This window comes from Marinobacter sp. AL4B (assembly GCF_019916045.1).
In the GTDB taxonomy this organism is placed as follows: Bacteria; Pseudomonadota; Gammaproteobacteria; order Pseudomonadales; family Oleiphilaceae; genus Marinobacter.
Map to the genome: position 1 here is coordinate 245037 of NZ_JAILWZ010000010.1, position 22058 is coordinate 267094.

A 22058-nucleotide genomic window follows, 5' to 3' on the forward strand; every position below is an offset into this window, starting at 1 on the left:
GTCACAGCATGAGCCAAGACAACGTCGTAATCGTGAGTGGTGTACGTACCCCCATGGGCGGATTCATGGGCAGTCTTGCCCCGATAACAGCGCCTGAGTTGGGTGCTATCTCCATCGCAGAAGCCGTCAAACGCGCAGGCCTTCAGCCTGCTGACGTGCAAGAAGTCATCATGGGCAATGTACTGCCTGCAGGCCTTAAACAGGGCCCTGCACGCCAAGCCATGCGTAAAGCTGGCCTGCCTGACAGCACGGGCGCCACCACCATCAACAAGCTGTGCGGCTCCGGCATGAAAGCCACCATGTTCGCCCACGACTTGATCAAAGCAGGCACCAACGACATCATGGTTGCCGGCGGCATGGAAAGCATGTCCAACGCTCCACACATCCTGCAAGGTGCCCGCCAAGGCTACCGCATGGGCCCCGGCCCCGCGCCGCAGGATCATATGTTCCTGGACGGCCTCGAAGACGCTGAGACCGGTCGCCTGATGGGGTCCTTCGCACAAGAAGTTGCCGACCAAAAAGGCTACACCCGCGAAGAGATGGACGAATACGCCATCAACTCTCTGAACCGCGCTAAAAAAGCCATCGAAGATGGCGCGTTAAAGGACGAAACCGTCCCGGTCACCGTCAAAACCCGTAAAGGTGAAGTGGTTGTTGCAGACGACGAGCAGCCCCACAACGCCAACATCGAAAAAATCCCAAGCCTGCGTCCGGCCTTTGCCAAAGACGGCACCGTAACCGCCGCCAACGCCTCATCAATCTCAGACGGCGCTTCCGCTCTGGTCCTGATGCGCGAATCAGAAGCCGAAAAACGCGGCCTCAAACCCCTGGCCCGTATCGTTGGCCATACTACCCAATCGCAGCTACCGGCAGAGTTCACCTGTGCACCAGTTGGCGCTATTGAAAAACTGTTTGCCAAAACCGGTTGGAGCAAAGGCGACGTTGACCTGTTCGAAATTAACGAAGCCTTCGCCATGGTCGCCATGATGCCGATCAAAGAGCTGGATTTGGACCCTGAAAAAGTCAACGTCCACGGCGGCGCCTGCGCTCAGGGCCACCCGGTCGGCTCCACAGGCTCACGCCTGCTGGTGACGCTGATGTACGCCCTTCAACGTTACGGCAAAAAGAAAGGTGTCGCGGCCCTGTGCATCGGCGGCGGCGAAGCTACAGCGATGGCTATTGAAATGATCTAATACGCACTTAGTGTCGACTTAGTGCTTCCAGACTCCCCTAAAATAGTTTGGGCGAACAATGCGGAGCCTCCCTTCCGGAAATGTCGTAGGCCAAGGATGGCCGAAGAGAAGCGCACATGGATGTGCTCGTAGCGGTTTTCGGAAGGGAGGTTTTGTATTGTTCGCTTGCACTGTGTCTGGCTGCCTTCTTTAGCTAGTGTCTACCAACCGAATATCCCTCCCAAACTCTCTAAAGAGTTAGCCCAAAACCACCCGCCTCAAAGTGGTTGCATCCCAGAATCTTGTCTATAGTGAGGAGGTGCGAGAAAGACGGCTCACCAAGAGTGACAGCAAAATCATACTTTTGACTGATCAAAGCCGCGAGAAGGCTTAGCTATAGTGCTAGCATCACGGCAATGTCTATACGGCCGAAGAACACCAACCAACAGAATAATCGAGCAGCGACTCAGAACAACAACGGAGTAGCCTTCCAATGACAAGAAAAACTCAACCCTGGCAGCGCTGGACCAAGTTACCACTTGCCGTCGCCATCGCAGCTGGCGTATCCAGCCCGGCTTTTGCTATTTCGTACCCCTTGGGGGATGCCGGGCAAGTCCAATTCAATACCACGCTGTCAGTTGGGGCAACATGGCGTACCGAAGATGCTGACAAGCGACTGCTCGCGCCACACGATGGTCGTGGCACAGCATCCACAAACAACTACGACGACGGTAACCGTAACTTTGACAAAGGCGACATGGTTTCAAACGTCGTCAAAGGCAACAGTGAGCTGTTCCTGGATTACAGCGTAGATTCCGACTACCTCACCCGTGTAGGTGCTTTGGTACGCGGTCGTTATTGGTACGACTTTGAACTCAAAGACGGCGACCGCCGCTACGTCGAGCTGAACGATAAGGCCAAAGACAACGCCTCGGGCGGTGAAATCCTTGATGCTTATGTATTTACCGATTGGTACCTCGGTAACGTGCCCGTCAGTGCCCGCTACGGTAAACAAGTTCTGAGCTGGGGTGAGAGTACCTACATTCAAGGTGGTATCAACACCATCAACCCGGTTGATATCCCCGCTTTCCGTGCACCGGGTTCGCAATTGAAAGATGCGCTTCTGCCGGTGGAAATGTTCTACATGTCAGCCGGTGTCACTGAAAATGTGACCATCGAAGGTTTCGTACAAACCGACTGGAAAAAGATCCGTACAGACGATTGTGGAACCTTCTTCTCAAGCGTCGATTTCGTAGCTGACGGTTGTGGGCCGGTGTTTGTGACGGGTGCGCTTTCTGAAGCTCAGAACCAAGCCAGCGGCCTTGTGATCAACCGTGAAGGCGACGCAGAGCCTGATCCTGAAGATCAGTTTGGTGTGGCCGTGCGTTGGTACGTTCCCGAGTTGAACGATTCCGAGCTGGGCTTCTACTACATCAAGTATCATAGCCGACTGCCATACATTAGTGGACGGACCAATGATCCTTCAAATGGCAAACCGTTCCCGAACTATTTCATTGAATACCCTGAAGCTATTGATTTGTATGGCATCAGTATCAACACTACAACACCCGGAGGCTGGTCGCTTGGCGCGGAATACAGCTACCGCGACAAAATGCCGCTCCAGTGGAACGCATTCGAGCTAATTTACGGTGGCTTGCAGGAAGACTTCAGCCTTCTTTACGCTCGGGATAAAGACAAAATCGCAGCCGAAAATGGCGGCAATACTGACGGGGTTGCGGTATCCGGTAACGACCGTTACGGCGTATCCCAAGCTCAGATGACGCTGATCAAATTCTTCGATCAGGTTATGGGTGCCAGCCGGATGTCGTTGGTGACTGAAATTGGCGCAACTTACATCCACGATCTGCCAGGTAAGGATGAGGCGCGCTATGGCCGCTCGGGCACCTTCGGCCTGGGTGCCACGCCGGGTAGTACTGACTGCGAGAATAACAACCTCAACTCTGACAACTGCACCAACGATGGTTTCGTAACGCCATTCTCCTGGGGTTACCGTGCAAACCTCGCCTGGGAATATTCGAATGCTTTCGCAGGCATCAACTTGACGCCTTCTGTGTTCTGGGCTCATGACGTGAAGGGCTATGCTCCTCAACCGGGTGGCGCTTTCAATGAAGGAAGTAAGTCGATCGGCTTATCACTAACGGGCGTATACCAAAACTCCATCACCGGCAATATCGGCTACACCAATTACTTCGGTGGCAAGCCTTATAACGAGCGAACCGATCGCGACTTCGTAAGCGCGAGCGTTTCCTACTCATTCTGAACCGGACAGATTTTGTTCAAAGAGGTAACTTAAATGAAACTGAACAAGAAACTATTAGCTACAGGTGTTCTGGCCGCAAGCATGTTTGCGGGCCAGGCCTGGGGTGCAGTTTCTGCCGGCGAAGCAGCCAAATTGGGTGACACCTTAACCCCGATGGGTGCTGAAAAAGCTGGTAACGGCGGCGCCATTCCAGCCTGGGACGGCGGCATGACCACACCACCTGCGGGGTACAAGGGCGACGGCATTTATGTCAACCCGTTCCCGGATGAGAAACCTGAATTCGTGATTGATCAAAGCAACGTCGATCAGCACGCAGACAAGCTGTCCCCGGGCCAGGTAGCGATGATTCGTCAATACGCCGATTACAAGATTCCGGTGTACGAAACCCATCGAACGGCGACTTACCCGAAAGACGTTATGGATAAGACGGTCGACAACGCGACTAACGTAGAGCTTATTCAGGATGGTAACGGGCTTGGCAATTATGAAAGCGCCACGCCGTTCCCCATTCCACAGAATGGTGTTGAGGTTATCTGGAACCACATTACCCGCTACCGAGGTGGTTCAGTTGCGCGTAACGTAGGCCAGGCAACGCCTACCGCCGGTGGAGCCTACTCCATCGTTAGGTTCCAGGATGAGATTACCTGGAACAGCGCATTGACGGATTACAAAAAAGGTCAGGATGACAACGTTCTGTTCTACTTTAAGCAGGCTATTACCGGGCCAGCGCGATTGGCGGGTAACGTACTCCTCGTTCATGAAACCATTGACCAGGTAAAAGAGCCGCGTCGAGCTTGGGTTTACAACGCGGGTCAGCGTCGTGTTCGCCGTGCCCCTCAGGTAGCCTACGACGGGCCAGGTACCGCATCTGACGGCATGCGTACCAGTGACAACTTCGACATGTTTAACGGCGCTCCAGACCGTTACAACTGGGAGTTGCTAGGTAAGAAAGAAATGTACATCCCGTACAACTCTTACCAGCTGGTTGATCGCGACCTGAGCTACGACGAAATCATCAAGGCCGGTCACATTAACCAAGATTTGACTCGCTATGAACTGCACCGGGTATGGCACGTTCGCGCCACTCTGAAAGAAGGCGAACGCCACGTATATGCCCAGCGCGATTTCTACATCGATGAAGACACCTGGCAGGCAGCAGTGATTGATCACTACGATGGTCGTGGGGAAATGTGGCGCGTGGCGGAAGCCCACGGCATGCAGTTCTACGATAAAGACGTACCGTGGTACGCCATTGAAGTATTGTATGACTTGCTCTCTGGCCGCTACTTGGCGTTGGGCCTAACCAACGAAGAAAATAATCCGTACACCTTCGGTGCGGAGCGTCACTCACGTGATTACACGCCGGCTGCCTTGCGTAGAGCTGGTACGCGTTGATCACAGATTGATGCAGTAAAAAGGCGAGCCTCTGGCTCGCCTTTTTTTGTTATTAATATTTTCCGGAAATGTGATAGAAATCACGCGGATATATTGCAATGTCGGAAAGGGCCATTTTTTGCCAATGCCCTGCAGTTTAGTTTACCCTCTACCCATAATCTCATACTAAAGGCGACCCCCATGTCGGGCGCCAGCGCTTAAATGCTTAAGCGAATCATGGTTGTACCAGGCGTTGCAAAGTAGCCTGGTTTTGAATGGGGCAGAGCGTGAAACCTTTAAGCGACGGCTGTGCAGCTAACGACGAATTCCAAATTGCCAATGCCGGTGTTCAGCATGGAGAATTGGTTCGTGATCTTCTTGAACATCGGCTACAACTCCCTGCGATCCCAGCTGACCGCCTGCAACGGCCCGGACTGGATCAGGCCATCCGGGAAGCGTTGGCCCCGGGGCATGTGCTTAGTATCGAAGCCCCCGGTGGATACGGAAAAACCCATGCGTTGGTGAGCGCCCTGGTCGATCCTGGCCAAGCGCCTGACCGGGCGTCGATACGCTGGATCTCCTTGAGCGCCGGCGACAATGCGCCTTCTCGATTTCTCTCAGTATTGGCATCAGCGCTAAAGGTTGCTGATATGGGGCAGGGAACCAGCGAGGCCTTTGAGGATCATCTCGCTTTGATGTTGGTGTCGAAGGCCCGGCAAGCGCCTGCGCAACCGGAAGTGTTGGTTCTGGACAATCTGCAACATGTAACCAATCCTGCGGTTATTGGTTTACTTCATTATTTGGTCACGCACATTCCGGGTAATCTGGCGATTGCTTTGGTATCGCGCTTGCCGTTACCGTTTGCCAGCCATACCTTACAGCTCAATGGAACCTACCACCGAATCGGTTCGGAGCGTCTTGAGTTAACGCGAGCTGAAACGTTTGAGTTCTTCCAGAAGGACAACGCAGAAAGCCGGATCACCAGTGTCTCTATAGACCATCTCTATAACCTGACGGAAGGTTGGCTAACACCATTGGCGTTATATCGCCGGGAGCTGGAAATTGCTGAGGAACGCCGTCCTATTCAGGAAAGCCCTTATGTAGAGCGTTTTCTGAAAGATTCTGTATGCCAGCCTCTGACCACAACGCAGGTCAAATCTTTGACAGTCGTCGCAGAACTCGATAGTCACTGTGATGAGCTATTTTACGCAATCGCTGGTCAAGACAGCGGTAATACTTTAGCCCCTTCGCAGGCGGCCGAGCGTGGCTTGCCCATAAAATTGGTGCCAGGGAGGGGCCGGTGGTTCCGCTTCAACCCTTTGTTACAGGCGTTCTTGCAAAGCCATCCGGTGGCCGGGCGTTCAGCTCGTATGCTGCGTGCCAGCCAGTGGTTTGGTCAACGGGAGCAGTTCCCCGAGGCATTGAAATGCGCGGTTCTGGCCGGTGATAACGATGAAGTGGTGCGTATTGCATCGGAAGGTACGGAAGCGCTGCTATTGGGCCAAGACACGGCTTCGTTGCTCATGCTCCGGAAAAACCTGCCAGAGCATCTGCTCGAGCGCAGCGCAAGATTGAGAATTGTCTACGGTTGGGTGCACGCGATCGGCGGACAATTCCGGCAAGCTCGCCAGTTGTTGGAAGGATTTGCGCCGGAAGGTTGGAGAGATCACGAATCACGAATTTTCGCCCTGAAAGCGTTCATTCTGAGAGGCGAGGGATTTGTGCAGCCGGCTCTGGCAATGGCGGACAAAGCGCTCAGTGCCGGTGGTTTATCCGCGCAGGCGCAGTTGGTCACGCATATCGTGCGTTCCAACGCCTTGTGCGCGGCCGGTCGTTTTCAGGAAGCGCGGGAAGCGAACCGCCATGCCTCAAAGCTCGCCAGGGAAGCAGGAGATTCGGGGTCCGAAGCGTTGGCAGTGTATTCGCACGCGCGGATAGAATTGAGCAAGGGCGCATTAGGTCATGCAGAAAACCTGCTGCGCACTGGGTTAGACACCTCACTTCAGGAACTAAGCCGCCCTGCGCGCATCGGTGAAACTCGTCTGCAGTTAAGCTTGGTATTGGTTCTGTGGCACCAGGGCCGGATGAAAGAGGCGGATCGCCTTTTGGTGAATTGCGCGCGTCATGCGGAGCAAACGCGTGATTTAGGCTTGTTGCTTGCCATGGCGCTCAGGGTCTTTATGTGTCGTAGCCAAGGCATGCTGGACCAAGCGTTTGTCTGGATTGGTCGAGCGGAGCGCACCATGCACGCCTGGCAGGTCGATGAGGCACTCTATCTGCCGGTACTTGAAGCACTAAAGGCCAGTTGCTGGTTGGCTTGTGGCCAAACCGACAGCGCCAAACAGGCGATTTCGAAGCTTGAACCCTATCGCCAAGACGGCTGTGTGACAGAGTTGTTTCCTACCATGCCGGGGCTGATGGATTGTCTGCAGGTTCGGGAGGCCATCGCATCCGGTGATCTTGTGCGGGCCAGAGACAATCTCGAAAGCATTCATCAGAGGTATGGCGATTCGCTTCCAGGGGGCTTGCAGCTCCACGTAGGTTTGCTGAATTCGGTGTTGTTGTTGTCCGAAAAAGGCGTACAGGCCGCAAGAAAGCAGTTGGAAGTGGTGGTTGTACAAGCGTCGACTGAGCATTTTATTAGCCCATTCCTGGAGCTTTCCAAAGAGCTGACACCGGTAATGGATAAAGCGTTTTCGTTCTTGCCGAAAAGTGAGTTTACCAAAGCGTTAGGCGAGTTATTTGGTTGTGAGGCGGAACCCTTGGCCGGACAGCTGGCTGAACCCATCAGCGAACGAGAGCAGGGCGTGTTGGAGTTGATTGCCCAAGGGTTGTCGAATCAGGCGATTGCCGACAAGCTGCATATCTCGTTGCATACCGTGAAAACGCATGCCCGTAGAATCAATGCGAAGCTGGATGTGAAGTCCAGAACACAAGCCATCGTGCGAGCCAGAGAGCTGGGGTTGCTTTAAGACCCAGCTCTCAACTAAACGTGTGTCAGGGTTGCTTCTTCAGTTGATCAATCAGGGCATCTTTCTCGGCCCACATACCGCTGATCCAGCGCTGAAACTCCACCCGTTTCTCTCGGTCGCCCTCATAGTCCATGCCCAAGAACTGCGCCGGGACTTCGCGGGTGCGAATGTCTACGATGATTTTCGTGACCCGCCCGCACATATAGTCCCAGATACCGGGGGTGCCGCCGGGATAAACAATGGTCACGTCCAGCATGGTGTGGATCATCTCGCCCATCGCCCCAAATACAAAGGCGGTGCCCCCGGCTTTGGGTTTCAGCAGGTTCTTGTAAGGTGAGTTCTGGCGCTGGTGTTTCTCGGGGGTGAAACGGGTGCCTTCCATGAAGTTAAAAATCGTCACCGGCGTATAACGGAACTTCTCGCACGCCGCTTTGGTGGCTTCAATGTCTTTGCCTTTTAGTTCCGGGCGTTTGGCCAGTTGCGCTTTGGTGTGGCGATGCATGAAGGGAAAATCCAGGGCCCACCAGGCAATGCCCAGCAGGGGCACCCATATCAGTTCTTTTTTCAGAAAGAACTTCAGCAATGGAATTTTGCTGTTAAGTACAAATTGCATGGCAGTGATGTCTGCCCAGCTTTGGTGGTTGCAGGTCACGAAATACCAATGTTCTTTGCTGAGGGCCTGAGCGCCGCGGACATCCCATTCTACTTTGTGGAAAATCCGCACCAAAGTGTTGTTAAAACCGATCCAATACCAAGCGATGCCATTGATCACGATGGTGCAGCCCTTGCGAATCATAGTCACGGGCAAAAGCAGTTTAACGATCGCAAACAGCAGCAAAAACGGCAGAAAAATAACCGTATTCAGAACGATGAGCAGCAGTACCAGAACCCCTTTGAATGGGGCGGGCAGGAAATTAAGCATATCGCAACGTCTCTGTTGGTCCAGGTTACAGGGTTAGTGTTCGGGTGAGACAGCATCACCGGAACCAGGCAAAAGCGCTTGGGCCTTGGGTGCTGTGGCCAGCTCTAGCAGACGATCCGAAGACTGGTCTGCGAGTAGGGCTTGGAACTGTTTGTCGTAGAACCCCAGGTTGTTATAGCGGATCATCGCCCGGATTTCCTTCACGTAGTCTTCGCCGCGCTCCGAATAGCCCAGAAGGCCGGCGGCCATAGCAATTCCCGACAACGGGTGTCCGTTTTGACGCGCCTTTTGGCGCACGTCCCGAACCCGTTGGTAAGTCGGGTGGCGGTTCAGGTTGGTGATATAGGCGCGAATGGAACCATAGGGCGAAACGAACTTGGCGACCTCGTGGCTGGCTCCGGGAACTCTGCTTAGAGGCACCAATCCGCAGCCTTTCGAAAAGCACCACTGCCCAAACAGATTGTTGCCCTGAGTGGCAAAGCGGGACGTCCCCCACGCGGATTCGTTAGCAGCCTGGGCAAGAATGAGTGAGGGCGGTATCACCCCGATACGTTTCTCTAAAAGGGCAAGCTGCGCCTCACTGCCATTGGCCTCATCAATGCGAAGCCGAACTGCGTGATTGGCTAGCCATTTCAATTCCGTGTCGGAAAACTCGGCATTCCCGCGCAGAGATTCAAGATACTGGCGCTCAATTAAAATACGACTGTTGGCCAAAGCAATGCGCGGATACAAAAAGGAAAAGAATGCCGCTTTACGCTCGGTGGTGTCGCGAATGGTGGAGAAATCCGGAAGAGGGGCCGCAGCCCAAGAAGGAAGTTGGGGCAGAGAGCTGAGGGCAATGTCGGCCTCGTCGTCTGATTGCACTCCAAAAGGCGTGTAAAGCGCGCCTGCGCCGGCAAACAGAATCAGCGGAACGCAGAGCAACAATGCGCGAGAAACAGCCGTCATAAATCCCTCTCTATAATCGATATGGAAGGAATTATAACAGGTTATAAGCCTTTTTCCGGCTTAGGGGGCGTCTTGGCCTAATCCGGAATAAGCGTGGCGATCAGCAAACCCGTGCGAGGGCTGGCGGCGGATGCGTCTTTGACGGTAAGAAAAATTTGATCGGCCTCGCCGGTATAGAAGCCCTGCAGCTCAAGCCCGGAAGAGGTAGACACAAGAGCAATACTGCCTCCGGGGGTGGTGGTGTAATTAAACGCCTCAATAATGTCGGAGCCTTCCGGTCTACTGACTTGGCCATTGCTGATTTCATGACTGACATTGAGGCCGGTCGCGGTGAGTTCTGCTTCGGTATTGCTGGTGAAGGTGAGTATGCCGTCATTCACCTGTTGGAGGTCATTAGAACTGGTTGTCACCGCCAAAATAGAGCCTTGAATGCGATAGCCGATATTGGTATGAAGCCCCGTAGTGGGCGCTTTACCGGCGACCAGCAGCCCGTCACCCCAGATGCTGTCATCAAGATTGAACGCCAGCAACGAACCATCCGGTGAAGCTGCGCCTTGGCCGACATCAGGTTTTGTGTAGTCCGTGTCTGGGCAATCAGAGCATAGGCTCAAGCGGCCCATAAAACGGGGGCCGTCACTCAATTTTGAGCGGCGGTTGGCAACCGCAAGTGACGCTGATTCGACACCCGAAGCGGGAGTTGCAGAGCCGTTCGCCGAGCGAGACACGGTAAAGGTGGTGGCACTAATATTGGCGGAAAGCTCATTCTCGGCTGCCGCCCCCGTATTGAACGTCCCTACTCCCGATTCAAAGGCAACCGGGTTGCTGCCGCCGAAGCTGCCCGTGAAGTACACTGCATTAAAATTTCCCTCTGCCTTGGATACATCGAAATCGTCACTTCGCAGCAAGTGCAGCTCGAACGTAGACAGGTAGTGGTTTTCCAGAGTTCCGCTGCGCTTGAGCTGATTTCCTTGCGCGTTCAGAGAAATCGCTTTGCCCGCCGTAAAGTAACTCGCCAGTACCCGGTCAGGACCGGTTTGTGCATCGATGGGGCTCGTAGTGAAGGCGTCAAAATAATACGGGTTTCGGGTCCAGCCAATGGTTTTAGTTTCAGATGGATAGGTAATGGTTTGGTAAAGGGCCCGGCCGGCCAACAACCGAGCCGGCTTGGGGTCATCGACGGAAGACTTGGGAGTGAGTGTCGCCGCGCCGGGCGCACTGGAATGACTGTTTGGCGCCCCAATTGCGGTAATAAACTGATGATCCGGAGAGTGGCTTATGGTTTGCCGGTTATAGGGTATATCCGTTGCCAACGAGGTCACGCTTAAGCCGAACGCATCGAACGTCGTTAACGTTAACGCCGGATAAAGAAACGCGCTTTTATTGTCGGTCAGATCTACTTCCTGAGTGGTACGCAAGCCCCAAAGCCCGGCGGTAGGCGAGCCGTCAGCCTGTAGGGTGCCGCCAAGTTCCAGCCCGAAAAACACCGAATTATAGTCAGCGGAGCTGGCTTTAACGCTGCCAGAGGTGCTTTCATTCAGCAAAGCGTATTCGGCAAGATCATCCACATAGCTTGAGAAATCTACCCGTGCTCTCAGGCGATCAAGCGCCGCAGACAGGTTTGCGCCGCTGGGTATGTCGATCTCGAAATCGTGTACCTGATCGGCCAGCGTTGCCCAAACATATTTGTTCAGGCACAAGCCTCCCCCGGCATCATTCACACAATCCATCACGGTTTGGAAATCGTTGGCTTGATACTTGTCACCGAGAATTTCTTCAACCACAAAGTGCGAGAAGGGATTTACCTTCACATCCCGGTCGGAGTCGGCAGCGAGTGCCTTCATGGTGATGCCGCCGTTGCCATTCCAAGTGGTTTCGATGACAACATCAGGGCCAATAGGAAGCCCATTTTTGAAGCCCACGATGAAGTGACCGTCATCGCCGGTGTCGACGGTGTGCTCAATGTTACCCAGTTTCTGCAAGGAATGGTTGGTTTTGTAAACCTGAATGCGGTCGGGAACTACAATGCGCAGATTTCGGCGCGTGGCTTCACCGTTTGGGGCGTAATTGGCCGGCACTTCCATGGTGACCCGCACTTGGTTTTCCTTCAGGCCCTTCGCATTGCTGGAATCGCCTGTACTACCGGGGCTGAAATCGTCCAGTGCGTTAATGGTGCTACCGAATCGGTTGGGGGTATTGCGTGCGCCATCGATGGCACTGTCACCGCCGCCGCAGGCAGTTACCAATAAAGAAACGGAAAGCAGGGAAGCAAGCTTGAATCTCATGCCGGGGCCTATCCAAGTACAAGGTATTGGAAGAGCCTAACAGGTAAACGGAGGGAGGGGCGTGAAAGGGAGCACGGTTGGGCTACCCGGAGTATTTCGGATAGCCCAACAATAGCCTAAGGCTTAGAAGAAAATCTTCATGCCCGCGAGAATGCCTTCGTCCAGATTAATGTCGGGGTTGCCGGCAACATCCAGCTCGGTGTTCAGGTACCGGTAACCGGCGAACACTTCGGCGTTGCGGATCACGCGATAGCTGGCGCGCAGTTCCAGGCTTGTCATCTCATCGGAATCACCGAACGAGAGAATACTCGGTGCGTAATGCAGGCTGCCGCCAAACGACAGGCCAGGTACGTCTGGAACATTTACGGTCGCGAAGCCACCTACGCCAACGGCACCGCCGTCAAGGTGATCATCATCCCAGCCAATACCACGCAGGCCGATACCCGCAGTTGTTGGCAGGTTACCGAGTGCCGTGCGGCCTTGGGCATGAAAATCGACGTTGCCAATGTGGCGTCCGCCTTCGTGATAGGTGTATCCAGCACCAACTTGCAACTCGTCCTGAGTGCCAAAGAAGTTCACCTGGCCTTTCACCGAGTCAGACGTCAGGCTCAGGTCGAGATCAGAAGCCATAACCGGGGCAGCGGCTAAAGAAAGTGCCAAAGCAGAGATGCGGGTAATCTTCATGTATACACCTTTGTAGCTGTCGTTATTGAATGCAACGCGCCCATTAAATGCTTGCATCCGCAATATTATTGACCGAGCAGGATGTTAACACCTGTTCCAATCAGTACAACTTAAAAGCCTGTAAGCCGGCGGAAAGGCGGAAACTAGTGAAGCTGGCCGTCGTGGCCTTGATCCAGATCTTCAGGCGACACGTTTTCAGCGGGTACGCGGTATTCTTCGTTTGCCCAGGCCCCAAGATCGATTAGTTTACAGCGTTCGGAGCAAAACGGCCGCCAAGCGTTGGCTTCAGACCATTCAACGGACTTTTTACAAGTGGGGCATTCAACGTTCATGGGGATCAATCCGGGCTGTGTGTATGAGCTGCCGGTTATCAGTTATCGGCAGGGGCGTGACAGTATTGTTCCAGCACTGCCCGTAACATTTCAAGGTTGACAGGTTTGGCAACGAACACGTCCATGCCTGCGGCGCGACACAACTCTTCATCTTTTTCCATGGCACTGGCGGTGAGCGCCACCACCGGAACTCGTAACCGATTGTTTTTCTGCTCCCAGGCACGCAGCCTTTTTGTGGCTTCGAATCCGTCCATCTGGGGCATCAGGCAATCCATGAAAATCAGGTCAAACGAATTCTGTTGCCAGAGCGACATCGCCGCCTCGCCATCATTGGCGGCAGTGACCTCGCAGCCCAGTTTTTCAAGAAGCCGCTGGGTAAGAATGCGGTTCACCGGATTGTCTTCAACCAAAAGCACGTTCATGCGACCGCAAGGCAGTTCGTAGCGGGTCGCGCTTGGGTCGGTCAAACCTTTTAGTGAAAATCGCGTGAGGAAGCGCCGTTCCTTCTGTTCGATATCGCTGAATAAGTGGTTAAGAAGCGGGATCAAGTAGGATTCCCGCAAAGCCTTGCTTAAAAATGCATCGGCACCCGCTTGCCGGAAATGCTCGGCATCACCGCGCTGGGGGTTGGATGACAAAATCAAAAGGCGGGTTTCGCGCCACTGAGCGTTGCTGCGAATTTGCCGGCACAGAAGGTCGCAATCCATATCCGGTACAAATCCGTCAAGAATGATGGCATGGAATGGATCGCCGGCATCGCACGCTTGGCGTAATGAGGTAAGGGCTTCGCCGGCGGATTTCACGGCTTCAATCTGCAAATCAAAACGGGACAGCATTTCCAGTGTGATCTTGCGGGACAGCTCGTACGAGTCCACCACAAGAATACGCCGACCACGTACCATGCTCGAGTCGGGTCGGGTGCGCATGGCGCTGTCGCTGACTTCTTGCAGATTCAGTTCAATCCAAAAAGTAGAGCCTTCGCCCAGACGACTCTCAACATCCAGCGCGCCGCCCATCCGATCCACTAATTGCCGGCAAATCGTCAAGCCCAGGCCAGCACCTGGCAACTGCCGAGTAAACCGTTGGCCCAGCTGTATGTAGGGCTCGTACACCAGCGGCAGCTCTTCGGGATTAATGCCTTCGCCAGTGTCTTCGACAGCCAAGCGTAAGCGAACTTTATTATCTTTACGGCCAAGGACCTCAACGCTCACCAAAACGTGACCGGAATCGGTAAACTTGATGGCATTGGCCAACAGGTTAATCAACACCTGTCGAATCCGAACCGGATCGCCCATCACCGCCCACGGCAGGCTCTCATCCACCCGCATTTCCATCGCCAGACCTTTTTCACGGGCTCTGGCACCCAACATGTGTACAAGATCATTCAGGGTTTCGCGAAGATCGAAGGGGATTTCTTCCAGTTCCAGCTTGCCCGCTTCCATGCTGGAAATGTCGAGCAGGTCGTTGAGAATAGACGACAGATTTTCAGACGCATTAATCAGTGTGCTGACGTATTCGGTTTGTTCCTGATCCAGCGGCGTGTCAGCCAGCAAGTGGGCGTAACCGAGTACCGATTGAAGAGGGATGCGCAGCTCGTGGCTGACGTTGGCCAAAAACTGATTTTTGGCTTGGTTTGCACGTACCGCTTCGTCTCGCTCACCGCGGGTTTTTACGGAAATCTGGCGCAGGGAACGGGTGTCTTCCAGAATTTGCAGGCGCATCTTATTAAGCGCTTGCTCCAGCTCCGAAAGCTCATCGGGCTGGGCCGGTTTTTTCCGGCGTAACTCTAACGGAGCCACCAGCGCATCAAGATTGAGCTTAGCCGCATAGTCCGCCATGGTTTCCAGGTGCCGTGAAAGGGCTACTCGTACGATCAACAACAAGCCCAAGGTGCCCAGCATCACAATGATCGATTGATACAACAGATTGACCAGAGCGCTGGCGAGAATTTCCTGATAAATACTTTCAACGGACGAAACTACCGTGAGCTGGCCCACCCGTTGCGGCTCTTTCAAATGGGTGCTTTCGAAGTCTAGAGAAAAGGTTTGGGAAATCGTTCGGCCGACCGGGTTAGTGCCTGAACTGAATTCTTGGTCGGTAGAGGTTTGTATGCGTACGTATTGGATGTGAGGTACGTTGCTCAGGTCGTCGAGGTTAGCCGCAACTTCACTGTAGTTCAGCACCCACAAGTTTGAGCTTAAGGTGCCGGATATGAGATCAACCGCTCGGCTCTGGCTGGATTCCAATCGCGATTTCTGGCGCTCAAACTCGCCGATCATCTGCACGCCCGTGGCCACCAGCGATAATGCAAGGCTGTATAACAGCACCCACCCGAGTAACCTCAGGGCCAATGGGCGCACGCACCAGCGCTTAAAAAACGGGTTTGAAGGCAAGTCACGAATTCCCTGTGTTGACAGCAATTTGACCGTCGGCAGTTTAACAGATGGACAGGACTTCTACACGCGCCTTTCCGGCGTCGGTGACAAAGCGGAAACGCACGTTCAGATCGTACAAGTGCGCGCCATAAATGCGATCTTCATCCCGGCCGCGTCGGAACGAAGGGCGAGGGTCGTAGCTGACGACATCTTCGATCAGACCGCGCAGATCCGGGTAGTCATTGGGGGGCAATGAGGCAAGCTCGGTTTCGGCTGCGGGGCTGATCACCACCTCGACACGGTCCACCGGAGGCGTGTCAGCCCAGCCTAAAGAGGCATCAGGAATGGCATCGGCAAAAGGTAGGTAAGGTTTGATGTCGAGAATGGGTGTGCCATCAATCAAATCGTGATCGCGAATCTTTAACACAAGCCGGCCGTTCTTTTTTTCAAGCCCTTCGTTCCGAACCACAGATAACCCCAAACTGTTGGGCCTAAACGGCGAGCGGCTGGCGAACACGCCGATTTTTTTGTTACCGCCTAAGCGGGGAGGGCGCACCACTGGTCGCCACTCGGCACGCACCGCCTCATGAAACTGAAACGTCAGCCACAAATGGCTGGCGGTTTCTAAACCCCGAAAGGCATCTTCCCGATCAAACGGCGGCTCAATCACCAAATCCGCATGGGCATGGCGGGTGAGCCCCGGTTGGCGTGGTACTCCGAATTTATCTTTGAAGCAGGAGCGTGTGTAGGCGACAGGGGTAAGGGTTAAGGCTTCGGTTGCCGGTTTGCTTTTGTGTCTGGGTCGGGTCATGTCAGTCTCTATCAATGGTGCCGGCAAAGTACATTTCGATACGGAAGATCACAGACGCTTGATCTTTGAAGCTTTTCTCGCGGGGGAATTCTAATGCGGGAATTAGCTCGGCAAACAGCCAGTCTTCATACATCCGATAGCGCCAAGTCACATCGGCAAAGTACGATGTCGTCCGCCATACCGGCTGGCTTTCCCCGAGAATGCCGATTCTGGGCGAGATCACCGAGCGCGAACTGGTGCGCTTGCGCAAACTAAAGAGCTGCGCGGCTTCGAATTTTCGGTCGGTGTGTACCCACTCCAGTTCCGATGACGTGAAGAAGTGCCAGCCGTTCCAAGTGGGGCGATCCGCACCGAACCAAGAGCGGGAGCCCCAGCCGGAAGTGTGGTAGTAATAAACCCGTTGTTTAACCCCGATGCGCCAGTTGTCTGCGGCCCACCAGCGCTTGTCGGCCTCTAGGCGCCAGAACATTTCAGGCGGAAGCCGCAACCGGCCACCTATGTCCATCGACAAATTGATGGCATCGCCTACGTCTGTTAAATACCGCAGTGCACCGGTGGCGTCGGTATCGGTTCGCTCCGGTTCAGTCAGTTGTCGATCCCGTTCGCGCTCACCCAGCGGAACCAGTTCGTCGCTGTCGCTTTCAATAACCAGTCGCAGTTTCTTCTTTGTGGTGGGCAGGTCAAGGCGGAAGCGGACTTCTGGCTTAAATTGTGCCGGGTCGCTGTATTCGGACTCCGCCGCAAAGCCTAACCGAAGATAACTTTCATTGTTTGGCAGCCCATGTTCAGACCCGGACAAGGTGCGGTCGGCCCAGTTACCAATGCCTTGAACCTTGCTGCCGTGTAGGCGTTCCTGATGAATAACCCAGTTGCTGGCACTTAACCACCAGGAATCCACCGGCTCCGCCCAGTACTCGCTGGGCTTTACCGTATAAAATGACGCGGGTAACCGGTAAGGCGATAGCTTATCCGCTAAGGAATCTTCCTGGACGCTAATCGGGCCGGCGCTTTGGACGTGTGAAGAAACGGCCAATAGCGACGGCAGAAGAAAAGCAAAAAATGAGAGGTAACGCAGAGGAAGCCCCTTAACTGAATTCAAGCACCCACTGATTATGCAGCTCGGCAACCTGCCGCTCAACCTCAATCAAAGGCTGGTTGTTATCAATGATCGCGTCTGCCTTAGCATGCCGGTTTTCCCGAGACATCTGGGCCGCCATAATGCGTTCCACCTGCTCGCGGGAATTGCTATCCCGAGCCATAGTGCGTTCCAGCTGAACCGACTCTGGTACATCAATAACGAGGGTTTTGTTCACCAGTTCGTGTTGGTCCGTCTCCAGCAATAATGGCGAAACCAGCAAGGTGTAGGGTAGGCTGTAATCCGCAGGCTGCAGTTGGCGGATAAGTTCATCGCGAATAATCGGGTGCAGCAACGCCTCAAGCCAAGCCCGTTCCTCCGGCTCCGCAAACACCCGTTGCCGTAACCAAGCCCGATCTAGCGCGCCATCGGCCCGCAACACCTCATCGCCAAAGTGCTCAGCAATAGTTTTCAGCGCAGGCATGCCCGGCTCAACCACCTCTCGAGCCACATCATCCGCATCCACCCAGTGCACGCCCAATTCCCCAAACAGCCGCACCACCGTAGACTTCCCGGAACCTATTCCGCCGGTTAAACCAACAATCGCCAAACCTTACTCCTAAACCCCAAGAAACCCATACCAAGCCGAAACAATTTCCGTCCCAAACCACAAACAAATCACCCCGGCCACCGCCAAGTAAGGTCCAAACGGAATCGGCACCTCCCGCCCATGCTTGCGGAACACCATCAAACTGATGCCAACAATCGCCCCAACCAGAGATGACAGCAAAATCACCGCCGGCAACACCTGCCAGCCCAACCAGGCACCCAAGGCTGCAAGCAGTTTAAAATCACCATGCCCCATGCCTTCCTTGCCGGTTAGCAGCTTAAAGAGCCAATAAACCGACCAAAGCGACAAATAACCTGCGACTGCACCCCAAAAGGCGCTTTCGAAATCCGTCAACATACCGAAGTAATTTAGCATTAAGCCTAACCACATCAGCGGGAGCGTGATGCTGTCAGGCAGAAGCTGGGTATCAAAATCGATCACCGTCAGCGCAACCAAGGCCCAGATTAACAGCAGCGCCCATAACGATGCTGGCGTAGGGCCCAGCAAACAAACCGTGATCACCGAAGCGATAGCCGTGAACGCTTCAACCAAAGGGTAGCGGGCCGAGATTCGGGTTTTGCAGGAAGAGCATTTACCGCCGAGCAGCAGCCAGCTGATGACGGGGATGTTTTCCCATGCTCGGATCTTGTGGCTGCAGGATGGGCACGTGGAGGCAGGTTTAGAAAGCGTTATCTGCGTTTCGTTTTTTCGATTTTCCTCCGGTACCTCAAGAAACTCCTCGCACTGACAGTGCCAGTCCTGGTGCATCATTTTTGGCAGGCGCAGGATGACTACGTTTAGGAAGCTGCCGATGCAGAGGGAGACGACGGTGACTGTGGTGTAGAGGAGCCAGGGGGTTGCGAGGAAGGTTTCTAGTGATGGCATTAGGGGCTCTTGGGTGACGATTTTGGTTTGCGAAGAAGTGTGAGTACGGCTATCGACTGCCCTCTCCCTCGGCGGGAAAGGGCAGGCAAGCGTTACAGCGATTTACGTTAAAACGACTTTACTTACCCGACGACCTGACCCATCTGGAAGATTGGCAGGTACATGGCGATAATCAAACCACCGACTAGAACGCCGAGCACTGCCATGATCATGGGTTCCATGAGGGCAGTAAGGTTGTCTACCATGTCGTCTACTACCGCTTCGTAATGCACAGCGACTTTCTCGAGCATCCCATCCAAGTTGCCGGATTCTTCGCCAATCGCTGTTAGCTGAACAGCCATAACGGGGAATACGTTCTGTTGACGCATGGATGTTTGCAGCTGAGTGCCACTTGAAACATCATTTTTTATGGTCATGATCGCGTCCCGATAAACAGCGTTGCCTGTGGCACCTGCTACCGAGTCCAGAGCATCCACTAGGGGAACGCCAGCAGCGAAAGTAGTTGACAGTACTCGGCCAAACTTAGCGACAGCAGATTTATCCAGAATTTCGCCAATAATTGGGAGCTTAAGAACGTACTTATCGACAACGTCCGAAAATTTCTGAGAGCGGCGCTTTGCTTCTTTAAACAAAAATATACTTCCGACGATTCCTAAGAACACCACAAACCACCATGTTTGCATCCACTCCGAAAGCCGGACTACCATTTGTGTAAATACGGGTAGCTCGGCTCCAAACCCCGAGAACAAGCTTTCGAATTGGGGGACCACCTTTATCAGCAGAATAGCTGTGACTACAATCGCTACAACAATAACCGCAATCGGATAGGTCATAGCTTTTTTGACTTTTTTCTTCAAAATTTCGGTTTTTTCAAGATAGGTTGCAATCCGGTCGAGCATAGTTTCAAGAGCGCCTGCCTGCTCCCCGGATTCTACAAGGTTGCAATATAGGTCGTCGAAATATTTTGGGTGCCTGCGCAGTGCCTGAGCAAAGCCGGTGCCGGACGAAATGTCATTCCGGATAGACATCACGAGTTCTTGTAGGCCTTTGTTATCAAGACCATCAGCCACAATGTCAAAGCTTTGCACCAAAGGAACACCTGCCTTCATCATGGTTGCCAGTTGCCGCGTAAGCATAGCGATGTCAAACGGCGTAATCTTCTTGCTGCCGCCGAATAGCGGCTTTGGCTTCTTTTTAACCTTGTCTGGAATAATTCCCTGTTTGCGAAGTTGAGCTTTAACCAAAGCTAAACTAACACCGTTCAACTCGCCCTTGGTTTTGTTGCCCTTACGGTCTTTGCCTTCCCAAACGTACGCTTCCAGCTTTTGCGATTTTTCTGCCATGCTTAATCCTTCGTTACGCGGTTGGCTTCTTCAAGGCTGGTCACGCCCTGAATTACCTTCATCAGGGCAGAATGCCTTAGAGTGCGGAAGCCTTCAGCCTGCGCTTTTTTAGCTATTTGAATTGAACTGGCTTCTTCCATAATCATGCTGGCCAGCTCGTCTGTAATCTTGACCACTTCGTAAATACCGACGCGGCCTTTATACCCACCACTGCATTTATCACAGCCCTTGGGGCGGAACAACGTGAACCCTGTATCAATTTGTTCCTGTGTGAACCCTTCCGCTAAAAGCACGTCTTTCGGCACGTCTGCGGGTTGTTTGCAGCTACATAAGCGTCGGCCCAGGCGCTGAGCGATGATTAAGCTCACAGAGGTGGCGATGTTGAATGCGGGAACACCCATGTTCATCATTCGGGTGAGGGTTTCTGCCGCGCTGTTGGTGTGCAAGGTAGATAAAACCAAGTGTCCTGTTTGAGCGGCTTTGATGGCAATGTTGGCCGTTTCCAAATCCCGGATCTCGCCCACCATGATCACGTCTGGGTCTTGACGCAGGAAGGCGCGCAGCGCTTCCGCAAAGCCTAATCCAACGCGGGTGTTGACGTTAACTTGGTTTATGCCTTCTAGGTTGATCTCGGCTGGGTCTTCCGCAGTCGAAATGTTCCGTTCATTGGTGTTTAGAATATTCAAGCCGGTATACAAAGACACTGTCTTACCCGAACCGGTTGGGCCGGTGACCAAGATCATGCCTTGAGGCTGCTCAAGCGCATCGAGGTACAATTGTTTTTGATCTTCCTCGTAACCAAGCACATCGATGCCCAGCTTCGCTTGGCTCGGATCGAGTATCCGTAATACGATTTTCTCGCCCCAGAGCGTCGGCAGGGTGTTGACTCGAAAATCAATCGCCTTAGTTTTAGACAGCTTCATCTTAATCCGGCCATCCTGCGGCACTCTGCGCTCAGAAATGTCCAGCTGAGCCATGATCTTCACACGTGCAGAAATCTTGGGGGCCAGCTTGATAGATGGCCGAGAGACTTCTTTCAAAATGCCGTCAGTTCGGTAGCGAACCCGATAAGTTTTCTCGTAAGGCTCGAAGTGAATATCAGAAGCGCCGCCTCGAATCGCGTCTAGGAGCATCTTATTAACGTATTTTACGATAGGCGCATCGTCGACTTCTGCAGTCGATACGGCATTATCCTCTTCTGCGTCACCACCCTCGGTTTCAACGCCTTCTAGATCGGCATCGTCAAGATCGCCCATCGATGTGTCATGGGATTCAAGATACTTTTCGATAGCGGTGCGGAGCTTAGCGTCATCGACGAGGACGGCGTCGGTGCTCAAACCGGTGTTGAACTTGATCTCGTCCAACGCCTGGATGTTGGTCGGATCAGAAACTGCGATAAAGAGCCGGTTACCCCTCTTATACAAAGGGAGAGCGTTGTGTTTGTGGATCAGCTTTTCGTCGACCGACTTCTCCGGCATCATCTCTGGGAGGAAAGAATCCAAGTCGAGCACCGAAATGCCAAACTCCATAGCGGCAGAAAAGGCCAGCTTAGAGCTATCAGCTAGATCATTCTGAGTGAGGTAAGTGATGAGGGGAGTGCGATTCTCGGAGGCTTGGATGAAAGCATCTTTCGCGATGTCTTCGTCCATAAGCCCGTCATCAACAAATCGACGGGCCAGGCCCGTAAGCGTTACATTCCGGTTGTTGCTCGCCATAAGTGCTCTGAGGAAAGTCTCGTAAGTGGCTGAATCACGTATTTATGAACAGAGAGTTTAGATGTAGTGGGCAGATTTGGAAAGGTTGCGGGTTCTCAGGTTCGGTATTTGGTTGCGATTGAGCGAGGTGCGTTTTTAGATTGTCCAGGCTTCAATTTTGTCGGCTCGGTGACAAATAATGTCACTCGCAGCCCTTTTTTGGCTAAGGTTGCACTCCGGCCTGCGGTGTGACATGTGTCACACAGGTGCGTTAACTCATTGAGTGGGCGCCGTTTCT

The 22058-nt window shown here is 53.6% G+C and carries 16 protein-coding genes; 4 read left to right on the top strand and 12 right to left on the bottom strand.

The window, feature by feature from the left end; translation table 11 throughout:
* The first annotated feature begins 8 nt into the window (after nt 1–8).
* The 4 genes from K5L82_RS03180 to K5L82_RS03195 all read left to right on the top strand — a co-directional run bounded on the left by K5L82_RS03180 (nt 9) and on the right by K5L82_RS03195 (nt 7799).
* On the top strand, nt 9–1193 hold the full coding sequence (locus K5L82_RS03180; protein ID WP_223133129.1) for a thiolase family protein: 1185 nt from the start codon (nt 9–11) through the stop codon (nt 1191–1193).
* 472 nt (nt 1194–1665) lie between these two features.
* Complete coding sequence (locus tag K5L82_RS03185; RefSeq protein ID WP_223133130.1) at nt 1666–3453, top strand: DUF1302 domain-containing protein; 1788 nt, start codon at nt 1666–1668, stop codon at nt 3451–3453.
* 33 nt (nt 3454–3486) lie between these two features.
* A complete protein-coding gene (locus K5L82_RS03190) occupies nt 3487–4848 on the top strand; it encodes a DUF1329 domain-containing protein (RefSeq protein ID WP_133004937.1) in 1362 nt (453 codons plus the stop codon).
* A 266-nt stretch (nt 4849–5114) separates the two neighbouring features.
* Entirely contained in the window at nt 5115–7799 is a 2685-nt protein-coding gene (locus K5L82_RS03195; protein WP_316933359.1) for a LuxR C-terminal-related transcriptional regulator, read from the top strand.
* A gap of 25 nt (nt 7800–7824) precedes the next feature.
* On the opposite strand, the gene K5L82_RS03200 is transcribed toward K5L82_RS03195, so the two are convergent.
* The 12 genes from K5L82_RS03200 to pilB form a co-directional block, all read right to left on the bottom strand.
* Complete coding sequence (locus K5L82_RS03200) at nt 7825–8721, bottom strand: acyltransferase (RefSeq protein WP_223133132.1); 897 nt, start codon at nt 8719–8721, stop codon at nt 7825–7827.
* Between the two features lie 33 nt (nt 8722–8754).
* Nucleotides 8755–9669, bottom strand: coding sequence for a glucosaminidase domain-containing protein (locus K5L82_RS03205; protein WP_223133133.1), 915 nt, complete (start codon nt 9667–9669; stop codon nt 8755–8757).
* A 77-nt stretch (nt 9670–9746) separates the two neighbouring features.
* Entirely contained in the window at nt 9747–11951 is a 2205-nt protein-coding gene (locus tag K5L82_RS03210) for a hypothetical protein (protein ID WP_223133134.1), read from the bottom strand.
* 123 nt (nt 11952–12074) lie between these two features.
* A complete protein-coding gene (locus K5L82_RS03215; protein WP_133004942.1) occupies nt 12075–12635 on the bottom strand; it encodes a YfaZ family outer membrane protein in 561 nt (186 codons plus the stop codon).
* A 143-nt stretch (nt 12636–12778) separates the two neighbouring features.
* A complete protein-coding gene (yacG, locus tag K5L82_RS03220; protein WP_133004943.1) occupies nt 12779–12967 on the bottom strand; it encodes a DNA gyrase inhibitor YacG in 189 nt (62 codons plus the stop codon).
* A 38-nt stretch (nt 12968–13005) separates the two neighbouring features.
* Complete coding sequence (locus K5L82_RS03225) at nt 13006–15294, bottom strand: response regulator (protein WP_316933360.1); 2289 nt, start codon at nt 15292–15294, stop codon at nt 13006–13008.
* Nucleotides 15295–15403: 109 nt separating this feature from the next.
* Nucleotides 15404–16153 carry a tRNA (N6-threonylcarbamoyladenosine(37)-N6)-methyltransferase TrmO gene (gene tsaA / locus K5L82_RS03230; protein ID WP_223133136.1) on the bottom strand — a complete coding sequence of 250 codons (750 nt, stop codon included), beginning with the start codon at nt 16151–16153 and terminating at the stop codon, nt 15404–15406.
* A gap of 1 nt (nt 16154) precedes the next feature.
* Nucleotides 16155–17252, bottom strand: a complete 1098-nt coding sequence (locus K5L82_RS03235) for a hypothetical protein (RefSeq protein WP_262492485.1) — start codon at nt 17250–17252, stop codon at nt 16155–16157.
* Nucleotides 17239–17838 carry a dephospho-CoA kinase gene (gene coaE, locus K5L82_RS03240; RefSeq protein WP_223133137.1) on the bottom strand — a complete coding sequence of 200 codons (600 nt, stop codon included), beginning with the start codon at nt 17836–17838 and terminating at the stop codon, nt 17239–17241. Before coaE ends, K5L82_RS03235 begins: the two co-directional genes overlap by 14 nt.
* Nucleotides 17839–17847: 9 nt before the next feature.
* Nucleotides 17848–18723, bottom strand: a complete 876-nt coding sequence (locus K5L82_RS03245; protein ID WP_223133138.1) for a prepilin peptidase — start codon at nt 18721–18723, stop codon at nt 17848–17850.
* Nucleotides 18724–18845: 122 nt separating this feature from the next.
* Nucleotides 18846–20066, bottom strand: a complete 1221-nt coding sequence (locus K5L82_RS03250; RefSeq protein WP_223133139.1) for a type II secretion system F family protein — start codon at nt 20064–20066, stop codon at nt 18846–18848.
* A 2-nt stretch (nt 20067–20068) separates the two neighbouring features.
* Nucleotides 20069–21781: a type IV-A pilus assembly ATPase PilB gene (gene pilB, locus K5L82_RS03255; protein WP_223133140.1), complete on the bottom strand. Its 1713-nt coding sequence runs from the start codon at nt 21779–21781 to the stop codon at nt 20069–20071.
* Nucleotides 21782–22058: the final 277 nt, after the last annotated feature.

Coding starts and splice junctions, on each gene's coding strand:
- K5L82_RS03180 (WP_223133129.1), top strand. CDS start 9: ATGAGCCAAGACAACGTCGTAATCGTGAGTGGTGTACGTACCCCCATG.
- K5L82_RS03185 (WP_223133130.1), top strand. CDS start 1,666: ATGACAAGAAAAACTCAACCCTGGCAGCGCTGGACCAAGTTACCACTT.
- K5L82_RS03190 (WP_133004937.1), top strand. CDS start 3,487: ATGAAACTGAACAAGAAACTATTAGCTACAGGTGTTCTGGCCGCAAGC.
- K5L82_RS03200 (WP_223133132.1), bottom strand. CDS start 8,721: ATGCTTAATTTCCTGCCCGCCCCATTCAAAGGGGTTCTGGTACTGCTG.
- K5L82_RS03205 (WP_223133133.1), bottom strand. CDS start 9,669: ATGACGGCTGTTTCTCGCGCATTGTTGCTCTGCGTTCCGCTGATTCTG.
- K5L82_RS03210 (WP_223133134.1), bottom strand. CDS start 11,951: ATGAGATTCAAGCTTGCTTCCCTGCTTTCCGTTTCTTTATTGGTAACT.
- K5L82_RS03215 (WP_133004942.1), bottom strand. CDS start 12,635: ATGAAGATTACCCGCATCTCTGCTTTGGCACTTTCTTTAGCCGCTGCC.
- yacG (WP_133004943.1), bottom strand. CDS start 12,967: ATGAACGTTGAATGCCCCACTTGTAAAAAGTCCGTTGAATGGTCTGAA.
- tsaA (WP_223133136.1), bottom strand. CDS start 16,153: ATGACCCGACCCAGACACAAAAGCAAACCGGCAACCGAAGCCTTAACC.
- K5L82_RS03245 (WP_223133138.1), bottom strand. CDS start 18,723: ATGCCATCACTAGAAACCTTCCTCGCAACCCCCTGGCTCCTCTACACC.
- K5L82_RS03250 (WP_223133139.1), bottom strand. CDS start 20,066: ATGGCAGAAAAATCGCAAAAGCTGGAAGCGTACGTTTGGGAAGGCAAA.
- pilB (WP_223133140.1), bottom strand. CDS start 21,781: ATGGCGAGCAACAACCGGAATGTAACGCTTACGGGCCTGGCCCGTCGA.